This window comes from Alienimonas sp. DA493 (assembly GCF_043951915.1).
Taxonomy (GTDB): Bacteria; Planctomycetota; Planctomycetia; order Planctomycetales; family Planctomycetaceae; genus Alienimonas.
Genome location: NZ_JBINJD010000163.1, coordinates 1 through 11,406, shown reverse-complemented (window position 1 = coordinate 11,406; position 11,406 = coordinate 1). Strand labels below are relative to the sequence as shown.

The window sequence follows — 11,406 nt, the reverse complement described above, 5'->3', positions numbered from 1 at the left end:
TTCAGTTCGACCAGCCGGGCGTCCGCTTCCGCGGCCCGGCGGAGGACGTCCGCCGCCGCGGCCCGGACCGGCGTGCCGTCCGGCAGAATCGAGTCGTCCTCCGCCCGGGCCGCCAGCGCCGCCAGATCGATCGCCTCGGCGATCCCCCCGTCGGCCAGCGTCCGCCGGGCCAGTTCCACCTGCCGGGCGGAGGCCCGGTCGAGGTTGAACAGCGGCGTCTCCGCCCGAAAACCCTGAACGGCCGGCGCGTCGCCGGCGCCGTCGGCGGACGGCCCGGCCTCTTCAATCTGAACCTGTTGGAATTCCTGCCCCGGGGAGGCCGGCGGCAGGCTGCAGAGGGCGCAGAGCGTAGAGAGCAGAACGAGGAACCGGCGCGGATCGCGGGCGGAACCGCGGGGGAAGGTGCGTCGGCGAAGCATCGCGGGGACCATCGGGGATGCGGGCCGGAAGCATACCCGGACCGGTCGCCGCGGTCCCGGGCCAATCCGCCGACGGGCGTCGTCGCGGGCGGTCGGCGCGGCTCAGCCGAGGTAGGCGTCGCCGGACCACGTGGGCGGGTCGTCGATCTCCTCCGTATCGTCCATCGTCGGCATATCCAGATGGGTGCCGGCGTCCGGATCGACCGCGAACTGTCGGGCGAATTCGGCGAACAACTTCAGCGCTGGTCGTTGGGAACCGTCGGCGGCCAACAGGCCGCCGCCGTTCAGGCGTTCCGACGGCTCGTCCGGGGCGGAGTCTCGGGCGAGGGCCCATTCGACCTCCACGACCGGGTCCGTGGCGAAAAACAGCGGCAGGTGATGGCGGATCCACTCCGCCTGCTTCGCCGGGCTCCCGCCGGAGCGCCAATGGTCCGGCACGACGCCGGACCGGGGCGGGACGGCGGGGGCCGCCAGCGAGATCCGCAGCGGCACGCCGAGCTTGCTCCACCCGGCCAGCAGGCGTTCGTACCCGGCGAGCGTTCGCGGGGGCGTGCCGACGTCCTCGAATCCCACGGCCAGTTCGAGCGTCACCCCGTCCAGCCCCACGCCGGCCCGGGAGAGGGCGTCGGCGAATTGCAGCGGGGCGAGGCGGTGCTCGCCGCGGGCGAGATAGTCGCCGAACGGCCGGGCGATTCGCAGGAACAGGCGGTTTTCCTCGTCCACGCCGCGGGCCACCTGCACCGTGCGGGCGACCAGCCCCAATCGGGTCGGCTCGTCGAGCCCCAGCGCCCCGCCGATATTCGCCGCTCCGCAGACCTCGATCGTTCGCACCCGGCCGGTGATGCGGGCGATGGCGGTCTCGACGAAGTCGGCGCAGAGGCTCTCCAGATTGCCGGGAGAGCCGCGGTACTCGGAGAGCCAGTCCGGCAGGCCGCCGGGGGTGAAGTCGAGCAGCGGCCCCACGGCGGGCACGGCGCCGACCGCCTCGCAGCGGTCGAGGGCGGCGTCGAGCACGCTCCAATCCCGCGTCCCGCGGACCGGTTCGATCGACGCCCACCCCGCCGGGATCGCGGCGGTGCGGAACGGTCCGAACAACGCGGCGGGCAGCCGAACCTTTGGATCCGCGGCCGCCCCCGCCCGCACCGCCAGCGAGGCGGGCGGGTGGGAGGACTGCCGCTTGAGCAGCGCCAGCCGGCGGTCCGCCCGGGCCGCGGCGACGGCGTCCGCGACGAAGCAGGCGGCGACGATCGACTTCTCCGCGGCGGCGGCGGCCTGCTCCGGGGTGCCGCCCTGCACGCCGCAGGCGCCGCGGACGAAGGAGCCCCAAGCCCGGCCAAGCGTCTCCAGCACCTTCGCGGTCAGTTCGACGTTCGCCCGCTTCGCCGCGGCGACCTGCTCCCGGGCGACGCCGACCAGCCCGCGGGCGAGTTCGACGACCAGCCGGTGCGGCTCGGCGTCGATGGTATGCTCGGACAGACTGCAGGTCGCCACCACCGGCGTGCCGAAGCCGGGCACCGGCCACGGACATCGCAGCCGGGCGCTGCCGGTGCCCGGTCGGTCGACGATCAGCAGGTCGCCGGTGCGGGTGACGGAGGCCGGCTCCACGCGCTCCCCCGGGCCCACGACGTGCACCGCGGCCAGCTCCGCCTCGGTGCGGAGCCGATCGGGCGGGGCGACGGTGAACCGCATCTGCCCCATGCGGGCGTTCAAATCGGGGGGGCGAAATCCGGGCCGGCGGGCGACCGCGGGGGGAAAGTTTGCGGGACGACCGCGGCGGACGCAATCGGCGTGGGCGTCGCGCCCCGTTGCCGCCGCCCGGCCGCCCCGCTACGGTCCGCGCCACCCGACCTTCCCGCCGCCCGTCTGAGCGTTCCCCCCATGTCTCGCCCGGCGTTCCGCCGCGACGCCGCCGGAGCCGTCTTGCGAACGGAATTGCCGGAGCTGCCGGTCGTCCGCGGCAAGGTGCGGGACGTGTTCGACCTGGCCCCGCTCGCGGACCGCGACCCGGCGCTGGCCGGCTGCCTGTTGGTCAGCGCCTCCGACCGCCTCAGCGCCTTCGACTACGTTCTGCCGACCGGCATCCCCGGCAAGGGCCGGGTGCTGACGAGCCTGTCGAACTGGTGGTTCGATTTCCTCGACGTGCCCGATCACCGCACCGGTCAGGCGGTTGCGGACCTGCCGCTGGACGAACTGTCGGACGACGACCGCCGGGAGCTGGCCGCCCGGGCCGTGGTGGTGCGGCGGTGCGAGATGTTCCCGGTGGAGTGCGTCGCCCGCGGCTATCTCTCCGGCAGCGGCTGGAAGGAATATCAGGCCGCCGGGGCCGTCTGCGGGGTGGAGCTGCCGCCCGGGCTGACGGAGTCCGCGCGTCTGCCGGAGCCGATCTTCACCCCGGCGACCAAAGCGACGGAGGGGCACGACGAGAACGTCTCGATCGAACGGGCCGCCGAGGCGGTCGGCACGGAGACCGCGGAGCGGCTGCGGGCGCTCACCCTCGCCCTCTACGAGAGAGCCGCGGAGCACGCCGCCGCATGCGGGCTGATCCTTGCGGACACTAAATTCGAGTTCGGCGCCTTGCCCGGGAAGACGGACGAGCGGGGCGAGCCGGTCCTGCGGCTGTGCGACGAGGCCCTCACGCCGGACAGCTCCCGCTACTGGCCGGCGGACGGCTACGCCCCCGGCGGGCCGCAGCCCAGTTTCGACAAGCAGTTCGTCCGCGACTGGCTGCTGGCGAGCGACTGGGACCGCAACAGCCCCCCGCCCCCGCTGCCGCCGGAGATTGCGGAACGCACCGCGGAGAAGTACCGCACCGCTCACCGCCTGCTGACGGGTTCCGACGCCCCCTGAACGACCTCCCGGCGGGACGCCCGAGCGGCGGGCGACGGGTCGCACGGGTTCTGAGGGCGGGGATGGACCGGCCCGCGGCGCCGGCCGACACTATCGGTCCGCTCCGCCCTCCCCGGCCCCCGTCGGAACCGCCCGCCATGCTTCGCCGAGCCGTCGCCGTCGTCACACTCGCGGCGCTGCTGGCGGTCGCCGGGGTCGCCCGGGCCGGGTCGGTAACGATGAAGGACGGCACGGTGCATGTCGGCAGCATCTCGCCGGTGCTCGGTCTGACCGACGACCAGATGCTCCCCCCGCCGGGGACCGATCCGGAGATGCCGAACGCCTATCGGCCGCTGGAGCTGATCGACACGCTCACCCGGCGGACCTTCGTCGGGATCAAAAATATTGCCGAGACGGACCCCTCGGAAGACCTCCGCAGCGGTCGGGTCGAGTTCGTCCTCGACGACAGCGAACCGGAGCCGGTGCAGGAACTGCTGACGATCGGTGGCGTGAAGAACGTCACGCCCTTCAGCGACCACGGCCGACGCACCGTCACCCTCGCCACGCCCAACGGGGACATGGATGTGGTGCAGTTCGTTCGGGGCATCTCCGCCGAAGGGCTGGACCTGGCGAGCACGACGCACCTGTGGCGCAGCGGGCTGGACGTTTCCTCGGTCCCGCCGGAGCGGTTGGCGGCGATGATCGCCACGGACATCGACGTGAAGAACCCGGACGACCGCCTCGCCGTCGTGCGGTTCTATACGGAGGCCGGGTTGCTGGACCGGGCCGCGACGGAACTGGACGCCGTGCGGCGGGACTTTCCGGAACTCTCGCGGGCCGCCGACGAGGCCGCCGAGGGGCTGCGGGGGGCGGTGGGGGCGTCGCTGCTGGGCGATTTGCTAATCCGTCGGGCGGCGGGCCAGCACAACCTCGTCCGCCGGGCGCTGGCCGTGTTCCCCAATGAGCAGGTTCCCCCCGCCGTCGCCCGTCGGGTGGACGATCTGCGGGCGGAGTACGAGGAGACCGACCGCCGCATCGCCGTCGCCCGGGTCCGGTTCGACATGCTGCACGGAGAACTTTCCCCGGAGGATCTGGAGCGGTTCCAGCCCTACCGCTCCGAAATCGCCGAGTCGATCAACCCGGACACGATCGAGCGGCTGGACCCGTTCCTGCAGTTCGCTGCGGACGACGGCCTGCCGGCGGCGGACCGACTCGCGTTGGCCTACTCCGGTTGGGCCGCCGGCCCCGGCGGGGCGGACACCGACCCCGGCCGAGCCGCCGGGCTGTGGGAGGCCCGCCGCCTGTTGCGGGAGGCGTTGGCCGCCACGGACGGCTTGCGGGTCGAGGCGCTGCGGGAACGCTTGGGCACGCTGGAGGAAGTCGACGTGCTGGGCGTCCGATCGATCGTCTCCCGACTGCGCCCCTGGGCGGAGACGGCCATGCCGTCGCCGCATCCCGGCGGGCTGATCGGGCCGTTCGAAACGACCTGCGACGACGGCTTCGGCGCCAGCGGCCTGCCCGGCGGCCCGCCGAGCTACACCGTCGTCCTGCCCCCCGGCTACCACCCGGACCGGCTCTATCCGACGTTGCTGGTGCTCGGCCCCTACGCCACCGGCTCCGGCGGCGGGGCGGCGTTCTGGGGGGCCAAGGAGACCGGCGGCGCCGTCGTCGCCGGTCCGGCGACGACGCGGGGCATGGTCGTGTTGTCGCTCGATCTGGAGCCGACCACCGGCCGTCCGCCGGGCTCCCGCGGCGGGCACCCCTACGGCGACGATCAGTTGCGGGCGGTCGAGGCGGTCCTGGAGGACGCCCGCCGCCGCTTCGCCCTCGACCCGGATCGTTGCTACCTCACCGGGCACTGGAACGGCGCCGACGCGGCAATCGACGTCGGGCTGGCCCGCCCGGACCTGTTCGCCGCGGTCGCCGTCGTCGGCGGGCGGGTGAAGAAGTTCGGCGCCGCCCTCGAGGAGAACGCCGCCGCCTGCCCGCTGTACGTCGTGGGCGGCCAGCTCGACCCCACCGGGCCGGTTCGCCGGGGCGACGACGCGGAGCGCCTCCGCGACCTGATGAAGAAGGGGTACGACGTGACCTACGTCGAATACTTCGGACGCGGTCGGGAGCTGTACGCGGAGGAGGTCCCGCGGATGCTCGATTGGTTCGCCCGGCACACGCGCACGCCGTTCCCGCGGGAGTTCGAGGCCGAGGTGCTCCGCCCCTCCGCGGCTCGCAAGTGGTGGGTCGAGGCGGGCCGCCTGCCGTCTTCGGTGCTGACCGCCGGCCGCACCCCGGGGCCGGGGCGGGTGAGCACCGTCTCCATCGAGGCCGAATCCCGCGACGGGAATCTCGTGTTCGTCCGCTGCGGGGCGAAGCCGGTGACGGTGTGGCTCAGTCCGGAGCTGATCGACTACGGCGCGGAGGCCGACGTGCGGGTGAACGGTCGCCGAGCCCACCGCGGGTTCCTCAACCCGGAGATCGGCCCGCTGATCGACGACCTCCGCGACCGCGGCGATCGCACGATGACTTTCACCACGAAGCTGACGTCGTAACGCCGCGTCCGCCGCCGCGGCCGCGTTTGGCCGCGACGGCGACGAAACCGGCTACTCGATGCCGAAGTCGCCGTCCGGCGTGTGGACGACGGCGTGGGCGTGGTTCGCCGGGTTGCCGAAGCTGTCCGGCTGGCTGTTCACGAACTCGATCAGCAGGCTCGGCCCGCGGACGCGGTAGCCGTGGCCGACGCCCGGTTCCAAGGCCCCCAGCCAGGCGAATCGCAGTTCCCGCAGTCCGCCGGCGGCTTCCAGGGCGGCGAGCTTCTCGGCCCGCTCCGCCTCCGGCAGCGGGGCGAGGTGCCAGAGGACGATCTCCTCCAGGTTCTCCCGCTGCGGCGGGGTCATCTTCACGCCCCGCAGGCCGTCCTGCTCGCTCATCGGCGGCGGGGTCCAGGCGCCTTCGCCGGCGCTGCGGACTTCCCGCGGCGGGGCGGGGTCGACGTGGGCGATCTTCCGCTGGGCGTCAGTCAGGCTGTTCAGCAGTTTGAAGCCGGCGTCCTCGGGGTCGGAGAGGATGCGGTCGCCGGCCTCGACCCCGGCCACGGCGCCCTTGGGCAACGTCTCCGGCACGGTCGCCGGGTTGGCCCCGTAGAACAGCGGCGTAGAGGCGATCACCTCGTCGCCTTTCAGCAGGAAGTTCAGCGAGAGGTGGTGCCCCTCCACGCTGACGGCCCACGGTTCGTCGGCGTCGTTCGGCCGGCCGAACAGCGTGAAGTAGTACTTCAGCGGGTCCCGCTTCACCGGGTCCTTCTCCAGCAGGGCGACGACGGATTCCAGCGTCATCACCTTCTCCGCCCGCTCGTAGCCGGTCGCGGAGATCAACGCGGCCAGGAACTGGCGGGCCGCGGTGCGCTGCTCGTCGCTCATCTCCTTCAGCGGCAGGCCCTTACGGGTCGGCTTGGGGATGAAGTGCCAGTCCAGCCGCGAGGGGTCCGCCGGCGGGAGGACCGCGGTCTTCAGCTCCTCGGCGCCGAGCGTTTCAAGGAAGGCCTCCGCGGCGACGGACGGGGCCGCGACGCGTTCGTCCTGAGCCCCCGCCCCGCCGGACCACGCGGCGAAACCGGCCGTCGCGGCGGCGAGGAGAACGGCGAACGGGCGAAGAGTCAGCATCTGGGGGCTCCGGGGGGCGGGGATACTCTCCCAGACTACCGAACCCGACGCATCAATGCCCCCCGACCGGATGGGTCAGGTCGGCGTGCAGGTGCAGGTCCGGCCGGAGTCGGTGCAGTTCTTCCCAACCGTCCGCCGTGAGTCGCGACCGATCGAGGTAGACGGACTCCAGCGTCTCGCCCGCCGCCAGATGCGGCACGGCGGCGTCCATCAGGGGGGCGTCGATGAGGTGCAGGAACCGCAACCTCGATAGGGCGGCAAGCGCCGCCAGGTCTTCGTCCCGCACCCCCGGGGCGTGCAGGCGGAGCAGTTCGAGCGACGTCTGCCCCTCCAGCAGCGCCCGCCACGCAGCGGAATCGGTCGCCGCGGCGGGCAAATTGAGGTGGCTTAGCGGCGGAGCGTCCGACCCGGCGAAAGCGTCGGCGGCAACCGGGCCGTCGAAGGCGATCCGCCGCAGATTCGGCAGCTTCGGCAGGACGGACCGCCAGGCGGCGCTCCAAGCGGCGGCGTCCGTCCGGGCGGGCACGTCGACGATCGTGACCCGCGTCACCCCCTCGCCGCCGTCGGCCAGCGCGGCCAGATGCTCCGGCCGCAGACCCCCGCCGCTGAGTTCGACGGCGGTTCTCTCCCCGCGCCTCGCCTCCTCCAACTGACGAACCCAGTCGGCCGGGGGCGGCGGGGCGGCGAGCTCCCCCTGTTCCTCGCAGCCGCCGAGCGGCAGGAGCGCCGCGGACGCGAGCAGGAACGCGGCGAACCTCCGCCTCACGGGTTCAGCACGCGGAGGGGGGCGACGCCGTAGTCGTTGTTCAGCAGCGGGGCGCCGACGGGCGGCGGCGGGGGGGCGAGCGTCGGGGAGACCTCGACGTCGGCGTCCACGTCGGCGGCAAAGTCCTCCCGCACGTCGGTCACGCCGGGTTCGATGCGGGCGAGGGCGGCGGCGAGCCGGCGGTCGGCCTCCGGCAGGTTGCCGGACAGCGTGACCACGCCGTCGGCGTTCGCGCTGGTGCGAAGATTCCGGAAGGCGGGCCGGTCCGCGAGGCTGGTGACGGCGGAGAGCACGGCCGCCCGCCGGGCGAGGTTCTGGCTGAGCGTCGCCGGCGGCCGCACCGGGACGGGGACGGCGATCCGCAGGGGCACGGCGATGTTCAGGCGGGGATCGCTGCCGGCGGCGCGGCTCCCGCCGCCGCGGGTCGGCCCGGCGCCGACGCCGCCGAAACCGGCGTTCGCTCCGCCGAAGCCCCCGCCGCCGAACCCGCCGGTCGCGCCGGCGGCGCCGAGGGCCTGCTGCCCGCCGGCTCCGCCCACGAACGAGTTCATCCCCGCTCCGCTGCCGAGAAAGACGTTGGGCGTCTGCGCCTGCAGGCCCTCGCCGAAACCGATGGAGGACTCCGTTTGCCCGCCCAGGCCGGCTCCGCCGCCGACGTTCGTCCCGCCGGTTGAGCCGGTTCCCCCCGTTCCGCCGCCGCCCTGTCCGCCGCCCGACAGCGTGCCGCCCCCCCCGGCTCCGCCGCCGATCCCGGAGCCCCCGCCAAAGCCGGAGCCCCCGCCGGAGTTCCCGTACCCGCCGGGCTGACGCCCGCCCCCGCCGCCCCCGCTGACCTGCCCCCAGGCGGGGCAGGCGACGAGCGCGAGGGCGGTCAAACTGACGGCGACGCGGATCACGGCGGGAGACCTGCGGGGGGAACGGGACCTCCCATTCTATCCGACGGGGCGCTGCGATGGGGCGACGGGCGCCGCCGCGAGCCGATTCAGTCGCCCAGCAGGGGATGCCCGGCCGGTTGCTCCGGGTTCGCCCCCGAACCATTCGCGGGCGAGGCTCCGTCAGCCGGCGTCAGCGTGAAGCGTCGCGGGTTCGAGGGCCGGGCAGACCCCTGGACGGCCGTGCTCGGGGCGGTTGAACGGTGCGTCGTCCGGGGGACGGACGCGGGGGCCGCAGCGCGGTGTTCGAGGGTCTGTCGGCGCTTCACCTTGGCGAGGGCGGCGTCGAAGCGGGCCCGCATCTCCGGGTCCATGCCGTCGGCCGCGGCGGTCCCCTCCGCCGTTTGCACCCCGCCGGACGCCGCTTCGGCGGAGGCGGGGACGACTCCGGAGGCGCCGGCGCCGGGACCGACGGTCTTCACCACCGCCACGGGCCGGATGGTTTCTGTTCGCAAGCCGTGCCGGTTCGCGATGATCTCCGTCGGGGCGCCCGTGCGGCGGACGGAGTTCGCCTCGTCCAGACAGCAGGATTCCATCGCGGAGTACACCGGCCGGCCGGTCGTGCCGTCTTCGTACTCCGGGATGAACCGGACCCGCAGGCCGCAGCGGATCTTCCGCGGGTCGGGGCTGAGGTACGGCAGGAACACCTCGTAGCCGATGCCGAGGTTGGAGCGGGCCATGTGCGTCTCCCAGGCGTCCGGCGGGAGGTCGTACTGGTGAATCAGCACGTCGGACTCGCCGGTCTGGTCGTACAGGCTGACGCGGACGGAGCCGCGGGCGGCGATCGGTTCGTCCCCGCGGGAGGCGGCGGGGAACAGCAGGATCTTCCCCGCGAACCCGCGGACCGGCCGTCCCTTTGGTCCGGTGTCCTCCGCCGGCTGCCAGAAGCCGGCCACCTGGGTGACGGGGTTCTTCTTCGTGGCCCGGGCCGGCTCTACGACGTCCTTTCCCGGCAACCAGTCCGGCAGCGCCTGCGTCACGGGGGCGGTGAACGTCGCGCAGCCGCTCAACGCGGCGCCGAGCAGGACGGCCAGCGGCAGTGTGTGACGGAGAATCACGGGGCGGCGGTCGATTGGGGACGAACGGGGGCGGGGCGACGCGTCAGTTCGGGCGGGGCCTCAGGGCGTGAACGGGTCGTAGCCGGCGGGCGGCGCCGGGGCCGGCGCCGGACCGGAGACCGGGCCGTCCGGGACGGCGGGCATCTTCGGCACCGGCCGGAACTCCGGCCCGGGGCCGGCCGGCGAGGGCTCCGGCAGGCCCGGCGGGCAGGCCGAGGGCGGCGGGACGATCGCTCCGCCCTCGAACGCGGCGCCGGGCGGCAGGTCCAGCGACGGGCCGAACAGGCCGGGGTGGTAGCCGTCCTGCCCCGGCGAGGGCGGCACGCCGAACAGCGGGCCGTGCACGGCCTCGGCCTCGTGCTCCAGGAAGTGGAGCCGGTCCGTCTCGACCTGCTTGTGCAGTTCGAAGTCGGCGTCGGTGTAGATGATCCGCGGCGTCAGGAAGACCAGCAGCTCGCTGCGGGTCTTGACCGTGCTATCGGTGCGGAACAGTTGGCCGAGAAACGGGATGTCGCCCACATAGGGCACCTTCCGCTCCTCGACGGCTTCGCTGTCCACGATGATCCCGCCGATCACCACCGTCTGACCGTTGGGGACGGAGGCGAAGGTGTCCGTGATCGTGACGTTCTTGATCGGGGAGGTGATCACCGCCCCGGTGGCCACGTCCGTGAAGATGGGCACGCCGGCGAGGTCGAAGTTGCTCCGCTCCACGCCGATCTGCATGAACACCGTCCCGTCCGGGCTGATGCGGGGCGTGACCTGCAAGATCAGGCCGCTCTGGTCCCGCTCGATGATCGGCGTCGTCGAAATCGCCGACTGCGTCACCCCGCTCACCACCGGCACTTCCTGCCCGACCTGAATCCGGGCCAGCTGCTGGTCGAGCACGGTCACCTGCGGGCGGGACAGCACGTGCACCGTCCGCTTCGCGGCGAGGGCCCGCAGCAGCACGGAGACGTTGGCGCTGGAGGCGCTCAGCACGAAGCCGCCGAAGCCCAGTTCCGCGTTCGCCCGGCCGAAGCCGAAGTTGTTGATTCCCTGGATCCCCGTGCTGGCCGGGTTCGCAGAGACGTTGTTCCCCAGCGGGACGGAGGTGTTGTTGAAGTTGAAGCCGGGCGTGGAGCTTTGGGAGATGATCCGCTCCGTGGTGGTCTGCACGCCGTTGGGGGAGGTGACGGTCTCGGCGATCGTCACCAGGTCCTCGGCCGCGGTGACGCCGCGGTCGAACAGCACGCTGTCCTGGAAGCCCAGTTCCACGCCGAACTCGTCCGTGTTCTGCAGGTCGACTTCGACCAGCAGCACCTGGATGGCGACCTGCGGCGGGGCCTCGTCGATCTCCCGGATGAGCCGCAGGATCTCCTCGCGGCTGCGGTCGGAAGCGAAGATCAGCAGGCGGTTGGAGGAGACTTCGGGGATGATCACCGTGTCCCGCTCGATCAGTTCGCCCTGGGCCAGGAAGCCGGGCACCTGGGTGAGCAGCGTCCGCCGGCCCACGATCAGGTCGGAGAGGGACTGGGCGACGTTGACCGCGGGCGTGTTGAGCAGCTTGACGCTGAAGAACCGCTGCCGGTTGCGGTTCTCGCTGTCCAGCCGGAGCAGCACCGCCTCGACGATGGCGAGGGCGTCGGTGCCGCCGATGGCGAGCACCGTCTGGGTGCGGTTGTCGGCGCTGAACCGCAGGGGCACGAGGGCGGAGCCGGCGTCGGCGGTGCCCTCCAGCGTCACCCCGGCGGGGGCGTTCGTCCCGGCGCC

The 11,406-nt window shown here is 73.2% G+C and carries 8 protein-coding genes and 1 pseudogene; 2 read left to right on the top strand and 7 right to left on the bottom strand.

Translation table 11 applies throughout. The features are described from left to right. Together ACG2DA_RS18815 and ACG2DA_RS18810 are read right to left on the bottom strand one after the other, a co-directional pair. Positions 1-419 (bottom strand): hypothetical protein (locus ACG2DA_RS18815; protein ID WP_395257680.1); only part of this gene is annotated, 419 nt, incomplete at its 3' end. A gap of 102 nt (positions 420-521) precedes the next feature. Further along, the gene (locus ACG2DA_RS18810; protein ID WP_395257678.1) at positions 522-2,129 is read right to left on the bottom strand and encodes a hypothetical protein; all 1,608 of its coding nucleotides are present in this window, start codon (positions 2,127-2,129) and stop codon (positions 522-524) included. 168 nt (positions 2,130-2,297) lie between these two features. On the opposite strand from ACG2DA_RS18810, the gene ACG2DA_RS18805 reads away from it, so the two are divergent. Both ACG2DA_RS18805 and ACG2DA_RS18800 read left to right on the top strand, forming a co-directional pair. Further along, positions 2,298-3,266, top strand: coding sequence for a phosphoribosylaminoimidazolesuccinocarboxamide synthase (locus ACG2DA_RS18805; RefSeq protein ID WP_395257676.1), 969 nt, complete (start codon positions 2,298-2,300; stop codon positions 3,264-3,266). Between the two features lie 137 nt (positions 3,267-3,403). After that, positions 3,404-5,791: a hypothetical protein gene (locus tag ACG2DA_RS18800; RefSeq protein ID WP_395257674.1), complete on the top strand. Its 2,388-nt coding sequence runs from the start codon at positions 3,404-3,406 to the stop codon at positions 5,789-5,791. A gap of 51 nt (positions 5,792-5,842) precedes the next feature. Here the strand turns inward: ACG2DA_RS18800 and ACG2DA_RS18795 are convergent, their stop codons facing one another. From ACG2DA_RS18795 to ACG2DA_RS18775, 5 genes and pseudogenes are all read right to left on the bottom strand, one after another. Beyond that, entirely contained in the window at positions 5,843-6,901 is a 1,059-nt protein-coding gene (locus ACG2DA_RS18795) for a DUF3500 domain-containing protein (RefSeq protein ID WP_395257672.1), read from the bottom strand. Positions 6,902-6,953: 52 nt separating this feature from the next. Next, positions 6,954-7,667, bottom strand: a complete 714-nt coding sequence (locus tag ACG2DA_RS18790) for a hypothetical protein (RefSeq protein ID WP_395257670.1) — start codon at positions 7,665-7,667, stop codon at positions 6,954-6,956. Further along, positions 7,664-8,563, bottom strand: coding sequence for a hypothetical protein (locus tag ACG2DA_RS18785; RefSeq protein ID WP_395257668.1), 900 nt, complete (start codon positions 8,561-8,563; stop codon positions 7,664-7,666). The genes ACG2DA_RS18790 and ACG2DA_RS18785 overlap by 4 nt, the downstream gene beginning before the upstream one ends. A gap of 86 nt (positions 8,564-8,649) precedes the next feature. After that, positions 8,650-9,657: a hypothetical protein gene (locus ACG2DA_RS18780; protein WP_395257666.1), complete on the bottom strand. Its 1,008-nt coding sequence runs from the start codon at positions 9,655-9,657 to the stop codon at positions 8,650-8,652. Between the two features lie 60 nt (positions 9,658-9,717). Next, positions 9,718-11,406, bottom strand: a pseudogene (locus tag ACG2DA_RS18775) (hypothetical protein); the annotation flags it as partial.

Bases quoted from the DNA above. Each gene is read 5' to 3' on its own strand.
- ACG2DA_RS18805 (WP_395257676.1), top strand. From the start codon at position 2,298: ATGTCTCGCCCGGCGTTCCGCCGCGACGCCGCCGGAGCCGTCTTGCGA.
- ACG2DA_RS18800 (WP_395257674.1), top strand. From the start codon at position 3,404: ATGCTTCGCCGAGCCGTCGCCGTCGTCACACTCGCGGCGCTGCTGGCG.
- ACG2DA_RS18795 (WP_395257672.1), bottom strand. From the start codon at position 6,901: ATGCTGACTCTTCGCCCGTTCGCCGTTCTCCTCGCCGCCGCGACGGCC.